Raw genomic sequence first — 23929 nt, forward strand, 5'->3', positions numbered from 1 at the left:
CTGAATTCGCTTGGCCAGGGGCCGCCGTCCTCCCGCTCGGGGACGGCGGCCCCTCGGCGTGCGCGGGATGCGGCGGGGCCTCAGGCCAGGGTGGTGAGGGAGGTGTTGGCGCCGCACAGGACGAAGGCGGTCCGGGCGCCGGGCTCGGGGACGAAGGCGGCCGCGGTCGCAGCCGCGTGTTCGACGGCGAGGCGGTGCTCGTCCCACAGGCGCTGACGGGCCGCCACGATCGCCTCCTCGGTGACCAGCACGGAGCGCACGCCCTCCCGCCGGGCCGCTTCCAGCGCGTCCTGCGAGACCCGGGTCGCGCCGAGGGAGTCGGCGGCCACGGAGGACACCGGTACGTCCACCACCCGGCCCGCGTCCAGGGCGGCGTGGAGCGCACGGCAGTTCTCCGGCTCGACGGCGACCACCCGCACGCCCGCCTCCAGCGCCGCCGTCGCGACCCCCGCGAAGAGTCCGCCGCCGCCCACCGAGACCACGATCGTGTCCACGCCTCCCGGAACCCCCCGCAGGATCTCCTCGGTCAGGGTGCCCGCGCCCGCCGCGATCAGCGGATGGTCGTACGCGTGCGAGGCCAGGGCCCCGGAGGCCGCCGCGAACTCCTCGCAGGCGGCCCGTGCCTCGTCGTACCGCTGCCCCACGAGCCGTACCTCCGCGCCGTACGAACGCAGCCGGGCGACCTTCACCGCGGGGGCGTTCTCCGGCAGGAAGACGGTGGCCCGCACGCCCAGTTCGCGGGCGGCCCAGCCGCAGGCGAGGCCGGCGTTGCCGCCGGAGGCGATGGTGACGCCCGCGTCGGGGAGGCCGCCGCTCTCCTGATGGGCGAGGAGGAAGTTCATCGCGCCGCGCGCCTTGAAGCTGCCGGTGTGCTGGAGGAGTTCGAGGGCGAGGAAGCGGTGCGGGGAGGCCTGCGCCACGGCGACGGGGCGGATGCGGCCGGCGATCCGTTCGGCGGCGGCCTTGATCTCGCCGGAAGTCAGTCGGGGGGCGCTGGGTGACGGCACGGGGGCTCCAGGCGGGGGGGCAGGGACGTTCCGGAGGGGCCAGGGCGACGACAGGGCGCGGTGGCCGAGGGGGCGGGAGTCAGGAGGTGGGGGCGACTTTGGCGAGGCCGTTGATGATGCGGTCCATCGCGTCGCCGCCCGTCGGGTCCGTCAAGTTGGCCAGCATCTTCAGGGTGAAGCGCATCAGGACGGGATGCGTGAGACCCCGCTCCGTCGCCAGCTTCATGATCTTCGGGTTGCCGATGAGCTTCACGAAGGCGCGGCCCATCGTGTAGTACCCGCCGTAGGTGTCCTTGAGGACCTGCGGATAACGGGCCAGCGCCATCTCCCGCTGCGCGGGCGTCGCCCGGGCGTGGGCCTGGACGATGACGTCCGCGGCGATCTGCCCCGATTCCATCGCATAGGCGATGCCCTCGCCGTTGAACGGGTTGACCATGCCGCCCGCGTCACCGACCAGCAGCAGCCCCTTGGTGTAGTGGGGCTGGCGGTTGAAGGCCATGGGGAGGGCCGCGCCCCGGATGGGCATGGTCATGTTCTCGGGGGTGTACCCCCACTCCTCGGGCATCGACGCGCACCACGCCTTGAGCACCTCGCGCCAGTCCAGCTCCTTGAACGCCTTGGAGGAGTTGAGGATGCCGAGGCCGACGTTGGACGTGCCGTCGCCCATGCCGAAGATCCAGCCGTAGCCGGGCAGGAGGCGGTCCTGCGGGCCGCGCCGGTCCCACAGTTCCAGCCAGGATTCGAGGTAGTCGTCGTCGTGGCGGGGCGAGGTGAAGTACGTCCGTACCGCGACGCCCATCGGGCGGTCCTCGCGCCGGTGCAGCCCCATCGCGAGGGACAGCCGGGTGGAGTTGCCGTCGGCGGCGACGACGAGCGGCGCGTGGAAGGCGGTGGGGACCTTGTCCTCGCCGAGCTTGGCCTCGACGCCCGTGATGCGGCCGGTGCGCCGGTCGAGGACCGGGGCGCCGACGTTGCAGCGCTCGTACAGCCGGGCGCCCGCCTTCTGGGCCTGCCGGGCGAGCTGTTCGTCGAAGTCGTCGCGCTTGCGGACCAGTCCGTAGTCCGGGTACGAGGCCAGCTCGGGCCAGTCGAGCTGGAGCCGCTGCCCGCCGCCGATGATGCGCAGCCCCTTGTTGCGCAGCCAGCCGGCTTCCTCGGAGATGTCGATGCCCATGGAGACCAGTTGCTTGGTGGCGCGGGGGGTGAGGCCGTCGCCGCAGACCTTCTCGCGGGGGAAGGCGGTCTTCTCCAGGAGGAGGACGTCCAGACCCGACTTGGCCAGGTAGTACGCGGTGGCGGAGCCGGCGGGTCCGGCCCCGACGACGATCACATCTGCGCTGTGCTCGGAGGGGGTCGGGGTCGCGGGCTCGGTCACGGCGGGGTCTCCCGTAAGACTCGATGTCGATGTCGTGCCTTGACGGCACAGGGCTACGGGCAGTCTATGGGGGCGTACTCCTCCATCATCTGAAGGGCTGCCCTCATGACCCTCACGCCGCCTGTGGCTCCCGCCGTGGCTTCCGTACCGTCCGCCGTGCCGTCCGTGGTGCCGTCCTCCGCGCCGTCGCGCGCCCTGCCGGCGGTGCGGTTGCGGGTGCCGGTCGAGGAGGACGCGTACGCCTGGTACGACGTGTTCAAGAACGCCGAGGTCATGGAGTTCTTCGGCGGGAAGCCGAAGGGGGTCTCGGTGTACGAGGAGCTGACGGCCCGCCAGCGCAAGCACGACGCGGAACTGGGCTACTGCCTGTGGACCTTGCTGGACGAGGACGACCGGGTGATCGGCTTCACCGGCGCGCAGCCGTGGCCGCACACGCACTACGGGCCGGTCGGGGAGATCGAGATCGGGTGGCGGCTGGGGCGGGAGTTCTGGGGCCGGGGTTACGCGGCCGCGGCGGCGCGGGAGGCGGTGGCGCGGGTGCGGGCGGCGGGGGTGCCGGAGGTGGTGGCGGTGGTGGACGTGCGCAACGCGCGGTCGATCGCCGTGGCGGAGCGGTTGGGGATGCGGGAGGCGGAGCCCTTCGTGGTGCCGGGGGCGGGGCGGGAGGGGCGCTGCTTCCGGCTGACGCTGTAGCGGGGCGGGGTACGGGGCGGCTCGGCCTTCCGCGGCGGGTGCGGCCGGGGCGGGGGCCGGGCTCGCGGCCCCGGCGGGGACGTGCACCCGGCGCAGGCGCTTGCGCAGGAGGCGGCGGCACCCGGGTGGGCCGGGAGCGGAAGGGGCCGCCCCTTGCCCGCCCTCCCGCAAGGGGCCGGGGGAAAGGGAGAGGGGGAAGGCGGCTGCGAAGCAGCCCCTTCAGGGGCGCGGGGAACTGCGCGACCAGCCACGACGAACCCGCACAGGACCCAGACCGCCACGAACCCGCACGGGACCGTGACCACGACGCACCCGCACGGGACCGGAACCACCGCGCCCCCGCACGCGTGCCCGGTGTCAGAAGACCGAGAGGCCCGTCAGGGTGGTGAAGCGGTCCAGGGCGGCTATGCCCGCCACCGAGTTCCCCTGCGGGTCGAGCCCGGGGCTCCACACGCACACCGTGCACACCCCCGGGACGACGGCCACGATCCCGCCGCCCACCCCGCTCTTGCCGGGCAGCCCGACCCGGTAGGCGAACTCGCCCGCCGCGTCGTACGTCCCGCAGGTCAGCATCACCGCGTTGATCTGCTTGGCGAGGCGGCGCGGCAGCAGCCGGGTGCCGTCGGCGCGCAGGCCGTGCCGGGCCAGGAAGCGGGTGGCCAGCGCCAGGTCCGCGCAGTTCATCTCGATCGAGCACTGCCAGAAGTAGTGGTCGAGCAGGGCGGGGATCGGGTTGGCGATGTTGCCGTAGGACGCCATGAAGTGGGCCAGCGCCGCGTTGCGGTCGCCGTGGTCGGACTCGGAGGCGGCGACCTCCGGGTCGAAGGTGACGGCGGGGTTCCCGCTCTCCTGCCGGAGGAATCCGAGGAGTTCGCTGCTCGCGTCGCCGGTGAGGGTCTGGAGCCGGTCCGTCACGACGAGCGCGCCGGCGTTGATGAACGGATTGCGCGGTATCCCGTTCTCGTACTCCAACTGCACGAGCGAGTTGAAGGGGTTGCCGGACGGCTCCCGGCCGACCCTCTCCCACAGGTCGTCGCCGCCCTGCGCGAGGGCCAGCGCCAGGGCGAAGACTTTGGTGATGGACTGGGTGGAGAACGGCTGCTGCCAGTCCCCCACCCCGTACACCTTGCCGTCGAGGTCGGCGATCGCCATGCCGAAGCGGTTCGGGTCGACGCAGGACAGCGCGGGGATGTACGCGGCGACCTGCCCCGCCCCGATCTGCGGCCGCACGTCGGCCTCGATCCGGCGCAGGATGCCCTGGAAGTCGAAGTCCGCGGGCTGCTCCGGCTCGCTCTCCCGCCCGTGCTCCGACGCCACGGCTCCCGGCCCGGCCGACCCCGCGCTCATCAGATCCGCACGCCCCGGTGCAGCGCGACCACGCCGCCGGTCAGGTTGCGCCAGGCGACCTTCGACCAGCCGGCCTGCTGCAGCTTCTTGGCGAGTCCGGCCTGGTCGGGCCAGGCGCGGATGGACTCGGCGAGGTAGACGTACGCGTCGGGGTTGGAGGAGACGGCGCGCGCGACCGGCGGCAGCGCCCGCATCAGGTACTCGTTGTAGACGGTCCGGAACGGCGCCCAGGTGGGGTCGGAGAACTCGCAGATCACCACCCGTCCGCCCTTCTTCGTCACCCGGAACATCTCCCGCAGCGCGGCCTCCGTGTCGACGACGTTGCGCAGCCCGAAGGAGATGGTGACGGCGTCGAAGGACTTGTCCTGGAAGGGGAGCTTCGTGGCGTCACCGGCGGTGAAGGGCAGGTGCGCGTGCCGCTTCTTGCCCTCGCTCAGCATCCCGATCGAGAAGTCGCACGGCACCACGTACGCGCCGGTGGCCGCGAAGGGCAGGGAGGAGGTGGCGGTGCCGGCCGCGAGGTCGAGGACGCGCTTGCCGGGCCCGGGGTCGACGGCCCGGGTCACCTCCTTGCGCCAGGCGCGGTCCTGGCCCAGGGACAGGACGGTGTTGGTGAGGTCGTAGTTCGCCGCCACTCCGTCGAACATCGAGGCGACTTCGTGCGGCTGCTTGTCCAGGGATGCTCGGGTCACCCGCCCATTGTGCCGGGCAGCGGGGCGGCGGGCGTGCGGGGGCTCACCGGCGGGCCCGGGATCGGCGGCTCGCCCTCAGGCCCGCCGGAACACCAGCCTGCCGCCGATGACGGTGACCAGGCAGGCCCCCGGCGTCCCCGCGTCCGTCCCCTCCGCGAACACCGCGAAGTCGGCGGGGGCGGACGGGGCGAGCGGGCCCGGGCGTGGCGCGGGCAGGACCCGTACCGGTGACCGCTCGACCGCGGTCCGCACCGCCGGGTGGGTGAACGGCCCCGCGACGGCGGTCGTCCCGTGCGCGAGCAGCCGCTGCACGCCCCGGCGGGCGCTGTGGCCCCAGCGGGTGTCGGTCAGGTCCAGGCCGCGCAGGGCGGGCCCGGTCAGCGGCTCGGCGCCCAGCTCGTCGGCCTCGCGCGGGTCGGGCCAGTAGTGGGCCTGGAGGAGGTCGACGGCGTCGGGCTCGAAGCGGCCGGGGGTGAGGTGGCCGTCCCACTCCCGGACGCGGGCGCGGGGGTCGAGCTCCGGGGCGAGCTCCTCGTACGTGCCGACGGCGCGAACGCGGTCGCCGTCCACGACGACCGCGTTCCCGCGCACTCCGTCGGCCTCCCGGATGCCGCGCACCCGGTGGATGGTCAGCACCGGCGCGTCAGTTGGAGGCGAGGAGCTTCAGCTCGGGGTGGGCCGTGCCGCCCTCGATGGCCGTGGAGGAGAGGTGCGAGACGACGTGGTCGTCGACCGGGTCGTCCGCCGGGTCGGTGTGCACGACGAGGTGCTCGTACGTGGTGGCGCGCTGGGCGGGGACGCGGCCGGCCTTGCGGATGAGGTCGATGATCTCCATCCGGTTGGAGCGGTGCTTGGCGCCGGCGGACGACACGACGTTCTCCTCGAGCATGATCGAGCCGAGGTCGTCCGCGCCGTAGTGCAGGGAGAGCTGGCCGACCTCCTTGCCCGTGGTCAGCCAGGAGCCCTGGATGTGGGCGACGTTGTCGAGGAAGATGCGCGCGATGGCGATCATCCGCAGGTACTCGAAGAGGGTGGCCTGGGTGCGGCCCTTCAGCGCGTTGTTCTGCGGCTGGTAGGTGTACGGGATGAAGGCGCGGAAGCCGCCCGTGCGGTCCTGGACGTCGCGGATCATGCGCAGGTGCTCGATGCGCTCGGCGTTGGTCTCGCCGGTGCCCATGAGCATGGTGGACGTCGACTCGACGCCGAGGCCGTGGGCCTCCTCCATGATCTCCAGCCAGCGCTCGCCGGACTCCTTCAGCGGGGCGATGGCCTTGCGGGGGCGGGCCGGGAGCAGCTCGGCGCCGGCGCCGGCGAAGGAGTCGAGGCCGGCGGCGTGGATCCGCTGGATGGCCTCCTTCGTGCTCACCTTGCTGATCCGGGCCATGTGCTCGACCTCGGAGGCGCCGAGGGAGTGGATGACGAGCTGCGGGTACGCCTTCTTGATCGCCGAGAAGTGCTCTTCGTAGTACTCGACGCCGTAGTCGGGGTGGTGCCCGCCCTGGAACATGATCTGGGTGCCGCCCAGCTCGACGGTCTCCGCGCAGCGGCGCAGGATGTCGTCGAGGTCGCGGGTCCACACGTCGGGGCTCTTCGGCGCGGCGAAGAAGGCGCAGAACTTGCACGCGGTGACGCAGGAGTTCGTGTAGTTGATGTTGCGCTCGATGATGTACGTCGCGATGTGCTCGGTGCCGGCGTAGCGGCGGCGGCGGACGGCGTCGGCGGCCTGGCCGAGCGCGTGCAGCGGGGCGTCGCGGTAGAGGGCGAGGGCCTCCTCGGGGGTGATGCGGCCACCCTCGGCGGCACGGTCAAGGACAGACTGGAGGTCGGCCTTCTCGGTCACCGGGGCGGGTCCTTCCCAGAGGGGTTTCGGGAGCGTACGTCAAGACTGATCCAGCCTACGCCAGCGGCCTGGGCCGGCCGGGCGGCCCCTCCCCGGAGCGGCCCCGCCGCCCGGGAGGGGCGTGCGGGGGCGGGGTCAGCGCTTCCGGAGGGTTCCGTAGGGCTTCCCCTGTTTCGCGGACGGCGACGTGTACTGGAGCGTGCCGTCCGGGTTCCGGGTGAGGACGAGTTCGCTGGACTCGCCGGAACACAGGAGCGGGGTGGAGGGGCGCGCCGGGTCGGGGCGGTCCACCACGACCACCTTGTCGGCCGTCGCGGACTCCAGCCTGCCGACGCCGTGGCACTTGTAGCCCATCAGCTCGTACGTCGACCTCAGCACGTCCTCGCCCTTGCCGCCCCGCACGAGGGTGATCGTGGCCGTGCCGTGCGGCTGGTCGGTGGCGGCCTCCGTGATGCTGCCGCTCCAGGTGCCGAGGAAGCCGTCCGGCACCCCGCCGCCGGGCGCCCGGGGCTCGGACGCCGACATGTCCCGGGACTGCTTCTCCTCCCCCAGCAGCGGCGGCAGGAAGGCGATGCCGAGCGCCACCCCGGCCAGCGCGCCCGCCACCGCGAGCACCACCGTGCAGCTCCGCCGCCCGTTCTGCCGCCCGCTCCGCCGCGCGGGGTCGTCGCCCGCGCTGTCGCCGGACCACGCCGGGGCCGGTCCGAACTCCCCCGGCGCCGACGCCCCCTGCGTGAATGGCACCGGCCCCGAGGCCGCCTCCAGCTCCAGCAGCCGCACCGCGCTGCGCCCCGCCTCCGCGACCAGCTCCCCCGGCAGCCACCCCGCCCGCACCGCCGCGGCCGCCCCGCCCGGCAGCAGCCGTTCGCCGACCTCGCGCGGGGTGGGCCGCTCGGCGGCGCTCTTGGCGAGGCAGGACAGGACCAGGTCCCGCAGGTCGCCGTGCAGCCCCGACAGCTCGGGTTCCTCGTGCACGACCTTGTAGAGCAGGGCGGCCGCCGAGTCCCCGGGGAAGGGGGACGCCCCCGTCGCCGCGAACGCCAGCACCGCCCCCAGTGAGAAGACGTCGGCGGCCGGGGTGACCCCCTTGCCGAGGATCTGCTCCGGCGACATGTAGCCGGGCGAGCCCACCGACACCCCGGTCGACGTCAGGGACGCCGTCGCGTCCGTGGCCCGCGCTATCCCGAAGTCGATCAGCCGGGGCCCGTCCAGGGTGAGCAGCACGTTCGACGGCTTCACGTCCCGGTGCACGAGGCCGAGCGCGTGCACCGCCGTCAGCGCCTCCGCGAGGCCCGCGCCCAGGACCCGTACCGAGGAGTCCGGCAGCGGGCCGTGCCCGGCGACCGCCTGCGTCAACGAAGGGCCCGCGACGTAACCCGTCGCCACCCACGGCACCGGGGCCTCCGGGTCCGCGTCCAGGACGGGCGCCGTCCACGCCCCGCCGACCTTCCGCGCGGCCGCCACCTCGCGGCGGAACCGCGCCCTGAACTCCTCGTCCTGCGCGAAGTGCGGGTGCACCACCTTGACCGCGACCGTGCGGCCCCCCGCGGTGCGCCCGAGGTAGACGCGGCCCATGCCGCCGGACCCCAGCCGTCCGAGCAGCCGGTAGTCACCGATATTCTGCGGTTCGCCCGCTTCCAGCGGTTGCATGGTGGTGTTCTCCCCCGAGACCTCGTGAACCGTGAACCCGCGTGGACCCTGCTCCCACAGTAGGGCCGACGTGTGCGGGATCACTGGGACAGATCGGGCCGGGGGCGAACCGAAGCCCCCCGAGGCACATCTCCTTGTACGGATCGCGCACACAGCGTGTCCGCCGCGTGGAGGAATCGGGTGGCCCCGCACCGCCCCCGTCGCCGCACGTCCGCCCCCACCCGCCCCCGGAGCCCCCGCATGAATCGCCTGCCGACCCGCCGCCTGATAGCCGCCGCCCTGCTCGGGTCCCTCCTGACGCTCTCGGTGACGGGCTGCTCGGACGAGGGCAAGCCGTACGACTTCAACTCGGCCGAGGACAACGGCGGTTCGATCCAGCGCAACGACCTCCAGCAGGCCGCGTCCAAGGGCGGGGCCGACACACTGCTGCCGCGCGGGCCACGCGCGGACTTCTCCGTGTTCCGCACCCTGGACGACGGCACGAAGGTCGCCCAGACGACCCTGTCCGGCGCGAAGTCCGGCTTCACCGGCAAGGTGTGGGTGTGGGCCCCGAAGGAGTACTTCGACCCGAAGTACGCGGAGAGCGGTTTCCCGGTGCTGACGGCGCTGCCGGGTTCGTACGGGCACGACAGCAATTACTGGTCGCTGGAGAAGAAGCACTTCCTGGAGACGGTCGCCGAGATGACCGAACGGGGGCAGAGCCTGCCGTTCCTCGTCGTGATGCCCGTGCAGAATCCGGAGAAGAAGTACCACGACGGCAGCGACATTCCCGGGCGGCCGAAAATGGACACCTGGCTGACGCAGGACGTCCCGGATTTCGTCCGGGCGAATTTCCGCACGTACCGCTCGCGGGACGGCTGGGCGTTCATGGGTTCGTCGTCCGGCGGATTCATCGCGCTGAAGTCGGTGCTGAAGTACCCGGAGCGTTTCAAGGCGGCGATCTCCTCGGGCCCGGACCTCGTGCCGGACTCCCCGATGTGGAAGGGCCACCCGCAGGAGAAGCTGGCGAACAGTCCGCGGAAGCTGGCCGGCGACCTGATCAAGCGGCCGGACGCCCCGAAGGTGTACCTGGCGTTCCAGGTCGGGTCCAAGGAGAAGCTGATCCCGCGGGTGCGGCGCTTCATGGAGGACTACGGCAAGGGCCCGATCAAGACCCGCCTCCAGGTGATCCCGGACGGCGTCCACAATCCGGCGACGTACATCAAGGGCATGGAGTCGGGCAGCCTCGCCTGGCTGAGCTCGCACCTGAAGGCGCCCGTCCCCACCCCCTGAGCGGGCCGTCGGGGGTCATTCGCCCAACAGGGTCACGTGCACGTCCGTGGGGTACCCGGTGGTCTCCCCGGTGCGGCGCGCGAACTCCTCGACGCCCGCGATCTGCTCGGGCCCGAAGCGGAAGTCGAGCGTGGTGAAGTACTTCTCCAGCAGCCGGGCGTCGAAGTCCTCCCAGCGGGCGGCCTGCTCGGCGACCTGGTCGACCTCGGCCAGCGACAGGTCGCGGGAGGCGAGGAACGCCTCGTGCGCCTTCTCCACGTGGTACGGCTCGCGGGCCAGGTAGTCCTTGCGGGCGGCCCACACGGCGAAGACGAACGGCAGCCCCGTCCACTCCTTCCACATCTGCCCCAGGTCGTGGACCTGGAGGCCGAGCCGGGGCGCGTCGTGCAGGGAGGCCCGCAGCGCGGCGTCCCCGATCAGCACGGCGGCGTCCGCCTCGCGCATCATCAGCGACAGGTCCGGCGGGCAGGTGTAGTAGTCGGGCTCGACGCCGTACTGCTCGGCCAGGAGGAGCTGTGCCAGGCGTACGGAGGTGCGCGAGGTCGAGCCGAGGGCGACCCGCGCCTTGTCCAGCTCCGCCAGCGGCACCTTGGAGACGATCACGCAGGACATCACGGGCCCGTCGCAGCCGACCGCGAGGTCGGGGAAGGCCACCAGGTCGTCGGCGTTCTTCAGGAACTCGACCAGGGTGACCGGGCCGATGTCCAGGTCGCCCCGGACGAGCTGCTCGCTGAGCCGTTCGGGGGTGTCCTTGGTCAGCTCGAAGTCCAGCAGGCTCCCGGTGCGTGCCAGGCCCCAGTAGAGGGGCACGCAGTTCAGGAACTGGATGTGGCCGACGCGGGGCCGGGTGCGGTTCGGCGTCAGCTCGCCAGCGGTTGAATTGTCCACATCGCGAGGCTAGACCCGCGCTGACCGGAGGGCCCCTCCGGGGGTCGGCGGACGGGGTCGCGGGAGGCCCCCGGGCCCCCTTCCGGCGTCAGCCGACACGCCCGCGTCAAACATCCGAGTGACGTGATCTTTCCCTCTACCGCTTGCCCAAAGGTGCGTGCTAGGCTCGCCCGCAAGTTGCAGTTTGGTTTCCCTTGCAGTACAGAGCCTGCGGACATGTAACCCGCAGGCTTTTGTTTTCAGACTTCCTTGCAGGTTCTGGAGCAGGGCAACCCTTTGGCCCATGGGAGGGCTTATGGCTACCGGAACCGTCAAGTGGTTCAACGCTGAAAAGGGCTTCGGCTTCATCGCCCAGGACGGCGGCGGCCCGGATGTCTTCGTCCACTACTCCGCGATCAACGCGTCTGGTTTCCGCTCCCTGGAGGAGAACCAGCTCGTGAACTTCGACGTCACGCAGGGCCCCAAGGGCCCGCAGGCGGAGAACGTCACCCCCGCCTGAGTCTCACGACGTGAGCCGGGTCCTCGGACCCATCGGGAAAACGATCGATCGCGGTCGTTGAACGCAGTACCCAAGGAGCCCCGTTCCGATTCGTCGGAGCGGGGCTCCTGCCTGTTCCTCCGCATGCACGGACAGAGCCCTTCCTCCACCGGCAGCGCTCTCCACTCACCGGTAGCGCTCTCCACTCACCGGCAGGGCTCTCCACTCATCGGTAGAGCTCCTCGATTTCCGCCGCGTAGCGTTCCAGGACGGCTCTCCTGCGCACCTTCAGGGTGGGCGTGAGGGTGCCGTCCGCGACGGCGAGGTCCCGGCCGAGAATCGCGAAGGACCGGATCCGGGCGGGCCGGGAGACCTGCGCGTTCGCCGCCTCGACGGCCTCCCGCACCAGTTCCCGCACGGCGGGGTGCCGGCCGGGCTCCTCGCCGAGGTCATGGCCCTCGCGGGCGGCCCAGGCGGCGATCTCGTCGGCCTCCAGGGTGATCAGGGCCACGGGGTGGGGCCTGCGGTCGCCGGCCATGACGGCGTACGAGACGTACCGGGACTGCTGGACGGCGTGCTCGATCAGCGAGGGGGTCAGGTTCTTCCCCGAGGACGTGATGACCAGGTCCTTCTTGCGGCCGGTGAGGGTGAGGTACCCGTCCGCGTCGATCGTCCCCAGGTCCCCGGTGTGCAGCCACCCCTGGGCGTCGAGGGCCTCGCGGGTGGCGGCTTCGTCCCCGTGGTAACCGGTGAAGACCGTTCCGCCCCTGGCCAGCACCTCGCCGTCGGACGCGTCGATCCGGATCTCGCAGCCGGGGTAGGCCCGTCCCACGGAGCCGTACCGCACGGCGCCCGGCCGGTTGAGCGAGATGACCCCGCCGGACTCGGTCATCCCGTACCCCTCGTACACGGGGATCCGGCACGCCCGCAGGAAGTCGAGCGTCTGCGGGGCGATGGGGGCGGCCCCGGTGAGGGCCCACCGTACACGCCCCCCGAAGGCCCCGCGCACGAGCCCGTACAACGACTCCTCGGCGGCCTCCCAGGTCGCCCTGTCCTCTTCCGGAAGCCGTCCCTCCGCCGCCAGCACCCCGACCCGTACGGCCTCCCGGAACCGCTCCCCGCCGCCCTCCCGCGCCTCGGCCAGCCCCAGCACCACGGCGTGCACCTTCTCGAAGAGCCGGGGCACGGAGGGCAGATGCGTGGGCCGCACCTCGGCCAGCTCACCGATCACGTCCTCGATCCGCCCGCCGAAGTAGCACAACTCCCCGCCGAACATGAGGGTGTTCAGCTCGACGAGCTGCGCCAGCAGGTGCGCGAGCGGCAGATAGAGGTACGTGACGTCGCCGGGCCCGCCGTCGATCGTCTCGGCCCCGCCGTCGAGAACGGCCCCGAAGTTGGCGTGGGTGAGCCGGCACCCCTTGGGCGGCCCGGTGGTCCCGGACGTGTAGACGAGCGAGGCGAGGTCCCCGGGCCGGACGGCGTCGGCCCGCGCGAGGAAGTCGTCGACGGCGACCTCCCTGGGAACCCGCTCCCCCAGCTCCCCGAAGAGCAGGGTCGGCAGGGGCCGCGGCCCCCGGACCGCACCGGCCCCCTTCCCCGGGGCCGGACCGCTTCCCGGAGCCGCGCCCCCTTCCCCGGGACCCGTCGCGGACGCCACCCGTTCCGCCTGCTCGGCGGTCTCGCACAGGACGAGGACCGCGCCCGAGTCGCCCAGGACCCAGGCGACCTCCTCCTCGCCCGCCGTCGGGTAGACCGGGACCACGACTCCGCCCACCGCGAGCACGGCGAAGTGGGCGTACGTCCAGTCCACGCAGGTCTCGCCGAGGATGCCCACCCGGTCGCCCGGACCCACCCCGGCCGCCATCAGGCGGCGCCCGACGTCCCGCACCCGGTCGCGGAACCCGGCGTACGAGACGGGCTCGGCCCCCTTCGCCCGCAGGGCGGGCAGCTCCCCGTGCCGCTCCCCCGCCCACTCGCTGAACCCGGCCAGTGCCGCGGGACGCGGCCGTTGCGCGCGCAGGGCGCCCGTATCCGTCATGACCCGACGGTAAGGAGCCACGTCCGCACGGGAGATGACGGGAAACGTCAGCCCCGCTGACCCGCGCGCTCACAGCGGCTACCTTCCCCTCCATGGGCAAGCGGACGATCACCGTGCACCACGTGCGGGCCGTGCTGCGCGGAGCCGAACGCGCCGGGGTGGACACCGTCCCGCTCCTCCAGGCCGCGCAGATCCCGCCGCTGCTGCTGGGCGACGACCGGGCCCGCGTCACCAGCGTCCAGTTCGCCCGCCTCTTCCGGGCGTTGTACCGCACCACCCAGGACGAGTTCCTGGGCCTCTCGGCCACCCCCAGCCGCCCCGGGACCTTCGCGATGATGTGTTACGCGGCCCTGGGCTGCCCGGACCTGGGCCGGGCGATGGAACGCGGCACCGCCTTCTACGGCCTCTTCGACGGCGGTCCGAAGCTCTCCCTCACGCACACCCCCACGGAGGCGGTCCTCACCGTCCACAACGGGCTGGACGCGGACGAGGACCGGTTCCTCGCCGAGTGCGTGGTGATCATCTGGCACCGCCTGTGCAGTTGGCTGACCGGCAGCCGCATTCCCCTGCACTGGGCGGAGTTCGCCTATCCGCCGCCCCCGCACGAGGCGGAGTACGGGAGCCTCTTCGGCTGCCCGGTCCGCTTCGGGGCGGCGCGTACCGCGGCCGCCTTCGACGCCCGCTGGCTGTCGGCCCCGCTCGTCCAGGACGAGGCCTCCCTCGACACGCTGCTACGCCGGGCCCCGTTCGACCTGCTCACCCGCCGGGAGTACGACACGACGGTCGCCGAGCAGGTGCGCCGCTCCCTGGCCCAGGCCCTCCGCGCCTCCCCGCGCCTGCCGTCCCTCACGGTCACGGCCGCCCGTCTGGCGGTGAGCCCGGCGACGCTGCGCCGCCGTCTGGAGCGGGAGAACACGAGCTTCCAGCAGCTCAAGGACGCGGTCCGCCGGGACGCGGCGATCGCGGGCCTGGCGGAGGGCCGCGAACCCATCGCCGAGCTGGCCGCCCGCCTCGGCTTCTCGGAGGACACGAGCTTCCACCGCGCCTTCCGCCGCTGGACGGGCACGACACCGGGGGCGTACCGGGTCCGGGCGGCGGGCCACGGGGAAACGCCCTCCGCCGCCCCGTCCGCCGCCCCGCCCGGCACCCCGTCCGGCACTCCTACGCCGCCCGCTCCGGCGGCCCCCGGTGCGAATCCGCGTCAGTGAAGGTGAGCGTTCCGGTCAGCGCGTTCCCTGCTCGCCGGTCACTACGTTCTCCGTACGCAAGAGCAACCCCTGCATCCGTGCGCCCTGCACCCCCCACCCGCTCGTAGGGAGAGCCCATGTCCGTACGCAGTCGTACCAGAGTGCTCGCCGCGTCCGCCGCCCTCGCGCTGTCCGCGGCCCTGCCGACGGCCGCGACCGCCTCCGCGGCCGACGACGCGCCGGCGGCCCCGGCCCCGGCCGCCTCCGCCCCCGGCAGTCTCCTCTCCGCCTCCCCCACCTCCTTCCACCCGCTCCCCCTCCAGCCCACCGACACCGACGCCTGGCACATCGACTACCGCTCGACGACCGCGAAGGGCGCGCCGAACACCGTCTCGGGCACGGTGATCGTCCCCCGGGACGGCCGCAAGGGCCCGCGCCCCCTGGTGACGTACGCCGTCGGGACGGTCGGCATGGGCGACCAGTGCGCGCCGAGCGCGGGCTTCCCGTACGGAACGACGGTCGAGGCGACCCTGATCAACCAGGTCGTGCAGCGCGGCTGGGCGGTGGCGGTGACGGACTACGAGGGCCTCGGCACGCCGGGCGACCACACGTACACGGTGGGCCGTGCGGAGGGCCAGGCGGTACTGGACGCGGCCCGCGCCGCGATGAAGCTCCCGTCCGCCGAAACGGGCCTCACCCCCGCCTCCCCGGTCGGCATCATGGGCTACTCGCAGGGCGGCCAGGCCAGTAGCTGGGCGGCCGAACTCCACGACTCGTACGCCCCGGAACTGAACGTGAAGGGCACGGCGACCGGCGGCGTCCCGGCCGACCTGATGGAGGTCGCGAAGTTCAACGACGGCAACATCGGGGCGGGTCTGATCCTGATGGCGGCGGCGGGCCACGACACGGCCCACCCGGAGCTGAAGCTCGACTCCTACCTCAACCGGCAGGGCAGGTCCTACGTCGACTTCATGCGCAGGAACTGCGTGGCGATCAACGCGGTCTCCGCGCCCTTCAAGCGCATCAGCGAGGTCACGACCACCAACCCGCTCGACTCCCCCGACTGGCAGGAGAAGCTGGGCGCCTCCAAGCTCGGCCGGCACGCACCCGACCACCCGGTCTACCTCTACCACGCGGGCCTGGACGAGCTGATCCCGTACCGGATCGGCGCACGGCTCCGGTCCGACTGGTGCGGGGCGGGGGCCACCGTCCAGTGGCGCTCCCACCCGCTCCTCGAACACATCGGCGGGGTGACGGTCGGCGCGTTCCCGGCGATGGACTGGCTGGGCGACCGCTTCGCGGGCAGGGCGACGGGCGGCAACTGCTGATCGCGGCAGTCCGGCACGGAAGGGGGCCCGGCCCGCGCGACGCCCGTGCGGGCCGGGTCCTCGTTCCCCGTAAATGCCCTGGCAGCGCCGCCCCGCACCGGCGACGATGACCCCATGACCGACGACGACCACCGCCCCGCGCGCTGGACCGAAGCGACCGTCTACCCCGACATGTGGGTGAACCCGGACGACGACCCCCGCGACACCGAGGGCCCCGCGCCGGAGGGCGAGCTCGCCACCCTTCTCGACGCCATCGCCAGCTACCGCCTCACCCTGCGCATGAAGTGCGACGGCCTGACCGCGGACCAACTGGCCACGCGCTCGGTGCCCCCGTCCACGATGTCCCTCCTGGGCCTGGTCCGCCACCTCGCGGAGGTGGAGCGCGACTGGCTCAACTGGATCACCCACGGCGACCCGCTCCCGAAGCTGTACGGCAGGCGCGACGCGGACTTCGACGAGGCGGCGGGCGACCCGGCCCAGGTCGCCTCCGCCTTCGCCGACCTGGAACGCCAGCAGGCGGCGACGGACGCGGAGTTGGCGAAGTACGCGGACGACCTGGGCCGGCACGTGGGCCGCGAGGACATCGCGGTGCGCGAGCTGATGGTCCACATGGTCGACGAGTACGCCCGCCACTGCGGCCACGCGGACCTGCTGCGCGAGTGCGTGGACGGCAGGGTGGGGCAGTAGGGGACCGGCCGCGGCAGGCGTGCGGGTCAGGGACCGGCGGGCCGGGCGGCCCGCCGGTCACGCCTTCCGGTGCGGGCCAGCCCCAGCAGGGCCGCCCCGCACAGGAGGGCTGCGGCGGCGATGAAGGTCAGGGCCGTGCGGCGCAGGCCCCAGCCGCCGGAGACTCCTCCGGCCAGCACGGCGGGCACGCTCATGGAGAGGTAGGCGACCACGTAGACCGAGGCCAGCAGTGCGCTGCGGCCGGCCGGGTCCGCGAGGGCGGCCAGCGCGCGGAAGGAGCCGAGGAAGGCGACGCCCCAGCCGAAGCCGAGGGCCGCGGTGCCCAGGAAGAACGGCACGGGCAGGTTCGCCGTGAGCGCGGTGAAGGACAGCGCGAGACCGGCCAGCAGGGCGAGGACGCCGACCCCGGCGGCCCGCAACGGAGGCAGCCCGCCGCACCACATCTGACCGGCGGTGGCGACGCCCGCGAAGAGCGCCACGGTCAGCCCGCCGATCAGCAGGTTCCCGCTGTGCAGGAGTTCCAGGGCGATGGAGGGGCCGAGGGACAGGTACAGCCCGCACACCGACCAGACGGCGACCAGCACCAGGGAGAGCAGCGCGAAGGGGCGGCGGGCCCCGGCCGGGACCGAGATCCGGGAGGGGCGGATCCGCAGGCCGGGAGCCCGGTGGGGGGCCGTCTCCGGCATGGCGAGCACACCGGCGGAGCAGAGCACGAAGGCGGCCAGCAGCAGGGCGTACGTCAGGACGGTCGGCGCGGGCGCGAACTGGACCAGCAGCCCCGCGAGCAGGGCCCCCGCCGCGATTCCGCCCGTCGGTCCCGCGCTGTTGAGCAGTGTGCCGCGCGCGGGCGAGCCGGGCGGGGAGAGTTCGATCAGCGCGGCGCTGACGGCGCCGGTGGCGAGGCCGACCGCCAGGCCCTGCACGACGCGGGCGGCGAGCAGCCACAGCACGTCCCGCGCGCCGATGAACAGCGCCATGCTCAGCACCTCGCCGACCAGTGAGACGAGCAGGACCCGGCGGCGGCCGAGGGTCTCCGACAGCGAGCCGAACAGCAGCAGGGCCGCGAGCACGGCCACGGCGTAGACGCCGAAGACGACCGTGAGGAGGGTCGCGGAGAAGTGCCAGCGCTGCTGGTAGAGGACGTACATCGGGGAGGGCGCGGACGAGGAGAGCAGCAGCAGGACCAGGACCCCGCCGACCAGCCAGAACGCCTGGTCCCGCGAGAGCCGTCCGCGCCGTGCGAGCGGCTCCCGGGTCTTCTCGTCGACGGTCATCTCTTCGGTCCGCCCCTCTTGTCGCGCTGTCGCGCTGTCGCTCTGTTTCCGGCCCGCTCCCGCGCGTCGGCGCCGGACCGACGGGTCAGGCGGGCAGGGCCTCGTCGACCGAGCTGATCGCGGCCGTTCGGGCGATCACGCCGAGGGCGGTCTCGTGCCTCTCCAGGCTGTCCGCGGCGACCGCGTCCGCGAGGACCTCCACCTGGTAGTCGCGGTCGTGGCCCTCCCGTGCCGTGGACAGGATCACCAGGTCCGTGGTGACCCCGGTCAGCAGCAGGGTGTTGACCCCGAGGTTGCGCAGCAGCAGGTCCAGGTGCGTACCGAAGAACGGGCTGACCCGGCGCTTCTCGACGACCGGCTCCCCCACGGCGGGCTTGAGCGCGTCGTGCACCCGGGTGCCCCAGGTGCCGAGCTGGACCCGTTCGCCGTCGCGGGCGGCGGCGAACAGTTCCGATCCGGCCGGCCAGTCCGCGTACCCGGGCGAGAAGCCGACCACGACGTAGACGACGGGAACGCCGTCACGGCGGGCCCGGTCGATCGCGACGGCCGTCCGGTCCAGGACGCCCCGCTCGGCGACCTGCTCGCAGAAACCGTCGGCGGCGTATTTCCCGTCGGGGTGCACGAGTTCGTTTATCAGGTCGAGCACGAGAAGAGCCGGACGGCGTTCCATGTTGATCCCCACGCTTGTCAACTTGCTTGTTCGGTCGAACGGTTCGGGAGCGTATCCCGACGTCATCCGGTACGCAATCACGGATTTCCGACGGGGAACGACGCATCGACATCGCTCATGCAAGGCATGAACAAACCCTTGTTGAAAGCAGGTTGCCGCCCGCATAAAGTCGCACTCCAGGGATTTCGACTCTTTGCCTTTCGGTGAATTCCGGGCGGAGTCCGTGGATGTGGGGGGAGAAACCGGTGGAGAAGCAGGCGGGCGGGGCGGCCCGGGGGCCGGGGGACGCGGCCGGTGTGCACCGCATCGCGGTGGTCGGCAGCGGGCCGCGCGGCCTGAGCGTCGTCGAGCGGCTGGGCGCACGGGTCTCGGCCGGCCGGGCGGCGGGCGCGGGGCCGGTGGAGATCTACCTGATCGACCCCGTCGAGGTGGGCTGCGGACGCATCTGGCGCAGCGACCAGCCCGAGTGGTTCATGATGAACACCGTCGCCGACGAGATCTCCGCCTTCTCCGGCACCCCCGACGACGGCCCGCACCGGGCCGGGGCCGGGCCCTCGTTCGGCGAGTGGTGGCGGACGGTCGACCCCGACCACCCCGGACCCAACAGCTACGCCCCGCGCGCGGTGTACGGCCGGTACATGCGGTATGTGCTCGGTGCGGTCAAGAGCGGCCTCCCCCTCGGTGTCAGGCTGCACGAACTGCGTCTCTCGGTCGTGGAGTTGGCGCGGATCGGCAGGGGCTACCGGTTGCGGCTCTCGGACGGGTCGCGGCTCTGCGTGGACCGGGTGGTGCTCACCACGGGCCACGCCAGGCCCGGACCGGACGGGGAGCAGCGGGACCTCGCGCGGTTCGCCGCCGAGCGCCCCGGGCTGCGCCACCTCCAGGGGGACTCGGCGGCGGACATGGACCTGGAGGGCATTCCGGCGGGGTCCGCGGTCGGCGTCCTCGGTCTCGGCCTGTCGTTCTACGACGTCATGGCGGCCCTCACCCTCGGCCGCGGCGGCGTCTTCAAGGAGGAGGCCGACGGGACCCTGACGTATCTGCCCAGCGGTGCGGAGCCGCTGCTGGTGGCGGGTTCCCGCAGTGGCATGCCGCTGCCCGCCCGGGGCCGCAACCAGAAGTCGGCCACCAACCCCTACCGTCCGATCCTGTTCACGGCGGAGCGCGTCCGGCACGGGCACGCGGGCGCGCCCGTCGACTTCCGCGCGGACGTGTGGCCGTGGCTGCACGCCGAGATGAGCCTGGTCTACTACGGCACCGAGATCCGCCACCGGCACGGCGCCGGGCGGGAGGCCGCGTTCCGGGCCGAACTCGCGCTCCCCGTGGGCGCACCGCTGCCCGACGTGGCCGCGCTCGCGGGCCGGTACGGCGTGGCCGGCCTGCCGCCGCTCGACCTGGACGCACTGGCCCGGCCCTTCACCGGGCGGACCTTCGCCGGGCCGGAGGTCTTCGCGGCGGAACTCCTCGACGTGCTCCGCGCCGACCTGGCGGAGGCCGCCCGGGGCAATGTCGGCTCGCCGCTCAAGGCGGCGCTCGACGTGCTGCGCGACACCCGGGGCGTCATCCGCGAGTTCGTCGACTACTCGGGCCTGGCACCCGGCTCGCACCGCGAGGACTTCCTCGGCTGGTACGTCCCGCGCAGTTCCTTCCTGGCGGCGGGCCCGCCCCCGGTGCGGCTCGCCCAGGCAGCCGCGCTGATCAGGGCCGGGGTGCTGCGGGTCGTGGGGCCCGGCACCCGCTTCGAGGCGGACCCGGACAGCGGCCGTTTCCTGGCGCGTTCTCCGCAGGTGAGCGGGTCGCTCGTGGCCGTGGACACCGTCCTGGACGCCCGGATCCCGTCGCCCGACGTGCGTACCGACCCGTCCCCGCTGACCCGGGGGCTGCGGGAGCAGGGCATCTGGACCAGTTACGTCAACGGTTCCGGCACGGCGGCGTTCGACACTGGCGGGGTCGCGGTCACCCGGTCCCCGTACCACCCGGTCGGCAGCGACGGGAAGGCGGACACCGGTCTGTACGTGCTGGGCATTCCGACCGAGCACACCCGTTGGTTCATGCAGGCGGGCAGCAGCAGGCCCGGCATCTGGAGCGACTTCGTCTACGACGCGGACGCCATAGCGGAGCACGCGCTGGACCCGGCGCCCCGGGCGCCCGGACCGGCCGGCGTGCCGGCGGAGCCGCTGCGCCTCCAGGGCGTCTGAGGCGCGGCGGCCTCGGCCGGGCCGCCCGGACCGGCGCCGGGGGTGCGGACGGCGGGCCGGTTCCAGGTGTCCTCGCGGGCCAGCTTCCTGGCCGTGGCGACGAACGCCTCGACGGCCGGGACGTGCCGGGCGCCCGTCCGGACGCCGATGCCGACGCTCCGGGTCAGCGAGGGGGCGAACGGCAGCACGCGCAGGTGCGGATGGATCGGGGCGGAGGGCAGGGCGAGGGCCGGCACGACGGTGATGCCGAGCCCTTCGGCCACCATCGACAGCAGGCTGTTGACGTCGTGGGCCCGGTAGCCGATGCGCGGGGTCAGGCCCGCCGTCCGGAAGGCCGCGCGTAGCAGGGTCTCCACCCCGCTCACCGGCATGACGAACAGCTCGTCGGCGAGGTCGGTGACGCTCAGCTCGCCGCGCCCGGCGAGCGGGTGGTCCTGCGGCAGCACGGCGTACACCTCGTCTTGGAGCAACGGGACGGTATTCAGCCGCTCCTTGGGCAGCGCCACCACGCCGACGTCGACCGCGTACCCGCCGAGCCATTCGGCGATCTCCTGGTCGGTGCCCTCCCGCAGCTCGATTCCGATGCCCGGCCAGGCGGCCCGGAACTCGCTCAGCAGGCGGGGCAGCAGACGGCCCGCGAAGCTCTGGCTGGTGCCCACCCGGAGCGTGCCGGAGCGGTGTTCGCGCACGGCCCGCGCCTCCTGCCGGATCTGCTCCGCGCCGTGCACGACGGTGCGGGCGTGCTGGAGCACCCGCTCGCCGACGTCGGTGAACTCGATGCCGCTGCGGCTGCGGCTCATCAGGGCGACGCCGAGGCTCTTCTCCAGGCTCGACACCGCGTGGCTCACCGCGGACTGGCTGACCGACAGCGCCTTCGCGGCGAGGGTGAAGCTGCCGGCGTCGGCGATGGCGACGAGGGCGGTGCACTGGGAGATCTTCATGTCACTTCCATGGCTTCGGGGACACGTGTGCGCCGGACGGCGGCCCTCGGGGGGAGGGAGCCGTCCGGCGCGGCGGAAGGGCGGGGCGGGCAGGCCCGCGGGCGAGCGGGTCGGCGCGTCGGCCGGCCCGCGGGCCGGTGGCTCAGCGGGTCACGGGCAGGGCGGGCCGGCGGGTCGCCTCGTAGGCGTCGATGGCGTCGGCGTACTCGTCGAGCGTGGCGGCGATCGGGTCCTGCCCGGCCAGCAGCCGCTGCCGGGCGTCCTCGTCCAGCTCGAAGGGCTGGACGAGGCCGTCGCAGCGGACCTCGCGCTTCGCCAGGTCGACGGTGACCTCGGTGAAGGGGTCCCGTTCGACCGTCTCCCACAGCCTCTCGATCACCTCCGCCGGGACGGTGACCGTGAGCAGTCCGCGCATCAGGGAGTTGCCCCGGAAGATGTCGCCGAACCGGGGCGCGAGGACCACCTTGAAGCCGAAGCGCTCCAGGGCCCAGACCGCGGACTCCCGGGAGGACCCGGTGGCGAAGTCGTTCCCGGCCAGCAGCACGGTCGCGCCCTGGTACTGGGGCAGGTTCAGCGGGAAGGCGGGGTCGTCGCGCCAGTCCGCGAAGAGGGCGTTGGCGTGGCCCTTCCAGCTGAAGTACGGGACGTACCGGGCCGGGATGATCTGGTCGGTGTCGACGTTGCTGCGGCGCAGCGGCAGGGCCGTGCCGGTGTGGGTGGTGAACTTTTCCATGGGTGCGCTTTCCTCGTGCCTCAGAGATCGGCGGGAGCGGCGAGCCGGCCCGCGACGGCGGTGGCGGCGGCCACCGCCGGGGAGACGATGTGGGTGCGGGAGCCCTTCCCCTGCCGTCCCTCGAAGTTGCGGTTGCTGGTGGACGCGGCCCGCTGGCCGGGGCTCAGCCGGTCCTCGTTGAGCGCGGCGCACATGGAGCAGCCCGCGGCGGCCCGGAAGTCGGCGCCCGCTTCGGCGAAGACCCGGTCGAGTCCCTCGGCCACGGCCTGCTCGCGCACCGGCGTCGAGCCGGGCACGATCATCATGTGCAGGCCGTCGGCGACCCTGCGGCCCTGGAGCACCTCGGCCGCGGCCCGCAGGTCCTCGATGCGGCCGTTGGTGCAGGAGCCCAGGAAGACGGCGTCGACGGCGAGGTCGCGCATCGCGGTGCCCGGTGTGAGGTCCATGTAGGCCAGGGCCCGTTCGGCGGCGGTGCGTTCCTGCGGGTCGGCGAAGTCGGCGGGGGCGGGCACCGCCGCGTCCAGCGGGACGGACTGGCCCGGGTTGTTGCCCCACGAGACGTAGGGGCTGAGCCGGGAGGCGTCGATGACGACCTCCTTGTCGTACACGGCGTCCGCGTCGCTGCGCAGGGACGCCCAGTGGGCGGTCTCCGCCTCCCAGGCGGCGCCCTGCGGCATGCCGGGGCGGCTCTTCAGGTAGGCGAAGGTGGTCTCGTCCGGCGCGACGAGACCGGCGCGCGACCCGGCCTCGACGGACATGTTGCACAGCGTCATGCGGCCCTCCATGGAGAGCGCGGTGACGGCTTCCCCGCGGTACTCGATGACGTGGCCCACGCCGCCGCCCGTACCGATCCGGGCGATGACCGCGAGCACCAGGTCCTTGGCCGAGACCCCCGGCGGCAGGGCGCCGGTGATCGTGACGGCCATGTCCTTGGGGCGGGTCATCGGCAGGGTCTGGGTGGCGAGCACGTGCTCGACCTGCTTGGTGCCGATGCCGAAGGCGATCGCGCCGAAGGCGCCGAGGGTGGTGGTGTGGGAGTCGCAGCAGACGATCGTCATCCCGGGCCGTACGAGGCCGAGCTCGGGTCCGATGACGTGCACGATGCCCTGGCCCGCGGAGCCCAGCCGGTGCAGCGGGATGCCGAACTCCTCGCAGTTCGCCCGCATCAGCGTGGTCTGCCTGCGGCCCGCCGGGTCCTTGATGATCTTGTCGATGGCGACGGTGGGGGTGTTGTGGTCCTCCGTGCCCACCGTCAGATCGGGCCTGCGCACCGTGCGTCCGGCTGCCCGCAGGTCGTCGAAAGCCTGCGGGGTGTTGACCTCGTGCAGCAAGTGCATATCGACGTAGAGGAGATCGTCGCCGGACCTGCCGGGGCGTACGACATGGGCATCCCACGTCTTCTGCGCCAATGTCGAACCCATGGAACCTTTAACTCCTTGTGAATTGCTGCGTTCGCTTCTACGAGGGCGTGGCACCCGACGGGCGCCCCCTGTGCGGCGGCGTCCGATCCCGGGTGAAATCCGGCCGACCGGCCGGGTTTCGTCGGTCTTTTCCCCGTCTGGCCAGGTCAGAGCGTTCCCCCGCGGCGGGTCACCGTCCGGTTCGCGCCATGGGTTTTCGGCCACGTGGGC

The 23929-nt window shown here is 73.0% G+C and carries 21 protein-coding genes; 7 read left to right on the forward strand and 14 right to left on the reverse strand.

The window, feature by feature from the left end:
- Window positions 1–80: 80 nt before the first annotated feature.
- Both ACIP93_RS08620 and ACIP93_RS08625 read right to left on the reverse strand, forming a co-directional pair.
- Window positions 81–1007, reverse strand: coding sequence for a threonine/serine dehydratase (locus ACIP93_RS08620; protein WP_401756858.1), 927 nt, complete (start codon window positions 1005–1007; stop codon window positions 81–83).
- A gap of 79 nt (window positions 1008–1086) precedes the next feature.
- A complete protein-coding gene (locus tag ACIP93_RS08625; protein WP_401756860.1) occupies window positions 1087–2382 on the reverse strand; it encodes a geranylgeranyl reductase family protein in 1296 nt (431 codons plus the stop codon).
- Window positions 2383–2487: 105 nt separating this feature from the next.
- On the opposite strand from ACIP93_RS08625, the gene ACIP93_RS08630 reads away from it, so the two are divergent.
- A complete protein-coding gene (locus tag ACIP93_RS08630; protein WP_401756862.1) occupies window positions 2488–3075 on the forward strand; it encodes a GNAT family N-acetyltransferase in 588 nt (195 codons plus the stop codon).
- A gap of 357 nt (window positions 3076–3432) precedes the next feature.
- Here ACIP93_RS08630 and ACIP93_RS08635 read toward each other — a convergent pair whose 3' ends face one another.
- The 5 genes from ACIP93_RS08635 to ACIP93_RS08655 all read right to left on the reverse strand — a co-directional run bounded on the left by ACIP93_RS08635 (window position 3433) and on the right by ACIP93_RS08655 (window position 8604).
- Entirely contained in the window at window positions 3433–4329 is an 897-nt protein-coding gene (locus ACIP93_RS08635; protein ID WP_401757041.1) for a glutaminase, read from the reverse strand.
- Between the two features lie 92 nt (window positions 4330–4421).
- Entirely contained in the window at window positions 4422–5114 is a 693-nt protein-coding gene (locus ACIP93_RS08640) for a demethylmenaquinone methyltransferase (protein ID WP_345229022.1), read from the reverse strand.
- A gap of 75 nt (window positions 5115–5189) precedes the next feature.
- A complete protein-coding gene (locus ACIP93_RS08645; RefSeq protein WP_345229024.1) occupies window positions 5190–5750 on the reverse strand; it encodes a hypothetical protein in 561 nt (186 codons plus the stop codon).
- Window positions 5751–5757: 7 nt separating this feature from the next.
- Window positions 5758–6954, reverse strand: a complete 1197-nt coding sequence (gene mqnC, locus ACIP93_RS08650; protein ID WP_345229025.1) for a cyclic dehypoxanthinyl futalosine synthase — start codon at window positions 6952–6954, stop codon at window positions 5758–5760.
- A gap of 135 nt (window positions 6955–7089) precedes the next feature.
- Complete coding sequence (locus ACIP93_RS08655) at window positions 7090–8604, reverse strand: serine/threonine-protein kinase (RefSeq protein WP_401756865.1); 1515 nt, start codon at window positions 8602–8604, stop codon at window positions 7090–7092.
- 240 nt (window positions 8605–8844) lie between these two features.
- On the opposite strand from ACIP93_RS08655, the gene ACIP93_RS08660 reads away from it, so the two are divergent.
- Window positions 8845–9876 carry an alpha/beta hydrolase-fold protein gene (locus tag ACIP93_RS08660; protein WP_345229027.1) on the forward strand — a complete coding sequence of 344 codons (1032 nt, stop codon included), beginning with the start codon at window positions 8845–8847 and terminating at the stop codon, window positions 9874–9876.
- 15 nt (window positions 9877–9891) lie between these two features.
- Here the strand turns inward: ACIP93_RS08660 and ACIP93_RS08665 are convergent, their stop codons facing one another.
- Window positions 9892–10764, reverse strand: coding sequence for a menaquinone biosynthesis protein (locus ACIP93_RS08665; RefSeq protein WP_345229028.1), 873 nt, complete (start codon window positions 10762–10764; stop codon window positions 9892–9894).
- Between the two features lie 295 nt (window positions 10765–11059).
- Here ACIP93_RS08665 and ACIP93_RS08670 point away from each other — a divergent pair, with 295 nt between their 5' ends.
- Window positions 11060–11263 carry a cold-shock protein gene (locus ACIP93_RS08670; protein WP_008738468.1) on the forward strand — a complete coding sequence of 68 codons (204 nt, stop codon included), beginning with the start codon at window positions 11060–11062 and terminating at the stop codon, window positions 11261–11263.
- A 205-nt stretch (window positions 11264–11468) separates the two neighbouring features.
- Here the strand turns inward: ACIP93_RS08670 and ACIP93_RS08675 are convergent, their stop codons facing one another.
- A complete protein-coding gene (locus ACIP93_RS08675; RefSeq protein ID WP_401756867.1) occupies window positions 11469–13280 on the reverse strand; it encodes an AMP-dependent synthetase/ligase in 1812 nt (603 codons plus the stop codon).
- 92 nt (window positions 13281–13372) lie between these two features.
- On the opposite strand from ACIP93_RS08675, the gene ACIP93_RS08680 reads away from it, so the two are divergent.
- The 3 genes from ACIP93_RS08680 (at window position 13373) to ACIP93_RS08690 (ending at window position 16482) form a co-directional block, all read left to right on the forward strand.
- Entirely contained in the window at window positions 13373–14488 is a 1116-nt protein-coding gene (locus tag ACIP93_RS08680; RefSeq protein ID WP_401756869.1) for an AraC family transcriptional regulator, read from the forward strand.
- 116 nt (window positions 14489–14604) lie between these two features.
- Complete coding sequence (locus ACIP93_RS08685; RefSeq protein WP_401756871.1) at window positions 14605–15795, forward strand: lipase family protein; 1191 nt, start codon at window positions 14605–14607, stop codon at window positions 15793–15795.
- Window positions 15796–15909: 114 nt separating this feature from the next.
- Window positions 15910–16482 carry a DinB family protein gene (locus tag ACIP93_RS08690; protein ID WP_345229032.1) on the forward strand — a complete coding sequence of 191 codons (573 nt, stop codon included), beginning with the start codon at window positions 15910–15912 and terminating at the stop codon, window positions 16480–16482.
- Between the two features lie 26 nt (window positions 16483–16508).
- Here ACIP93_RS08690 and ACIP93_RS08695 read toward each other — a convergent pair whose 3' ends face one another.
- Complete coding sequence (locus ACIP93_RS08695; protein WP_401756873.1) at window positions 16509–17756, reverse strand: MFS transporter; 1248 nt, start codon at window positions 17754–17756, stop codon at window positions 16509–16511.
- Between the two features lie 85 nt (window positions 17757–17841).
- Window positions 17842–18438, reverse strand: coding sequence for an isochorismatase family cysteine hydrolase (locus ACIP93_RS08700; protein ID WP_401756875.1), 597 nt, complete (start codon window positions 18436–18438; stop codon window positions 17842–17844).
- Window positions 18439–18671: 233 nt separating this feature from the next.
- Between ACIP93_RS08700 and ACIP93_RS08705 the strand changes: the two genes are divergently transcribed.
- Entirely contained in the window at window positions 18672–20624 is a 1953-nt protein-coding gene (locus tag ACIP93_RS08705) for an FAD/NAD(P)-binding protein (RefSeq protein ID WP_401756877.1), read from the forward strand.
- Here ACIP93_RS08705 and ACIP93_RS08710 read toward each other — a convergent pair.
- From ACIP93_RS08710 to leuC, 3 genes are all read right to left on the reverse strand, one after another.
- Window positions 20522–21565, reverse strand: a complete 1044-nt coding sequence (locus ACIP93_RS08710) for a LysR family transcriptional regulator (RefSeq protein ID WP_401756879.1) — start codon at window positions 21563–21565, stop codon at window positions 20522–20524. The genes ACIP93_RS08705 and ACIP93_RS08710 overlap by 103 nt on opposite strands.
- 142 nt (window positions 21566–21707) lie before the next feature.
- Complete coding sequence (gene leuD, locus ACIP93_RS08715) at window positions 21708–22298, reverse strand: 3-isopropylmalate dehydratase small subunit (protein WP_401756881.1); 591 nt, start codon at window positions 22296–22298, stop codon at window positions 21708–21710.
- A 20-nt stretch (window positions 22299–22318) separates the two neighbouring features.
- A complete protein-coding gene (leuC, locus tag ACIP93_RS08720) occupies window positions 22319–23719 on the reverse strand; it encodes a 3-isopropylmalate dehydratase large subunit (RefSeq protein WP_401756883.1) in 1401 nt (466 codons plus the stop codon).
- Between the last annotated feature and the right edge of the window lie 210 nt (window positions 23720–23929).

It is taken from the genome of Streptomyces sp. NPDC088745 (assembly GCF_044751045.1).
Lineage (GTDB): Bacteria > Actinomycetota > Actinomycetes > Streptomycetales > Streptomycetaceae > Streptomyces > Streptomyces cremeus.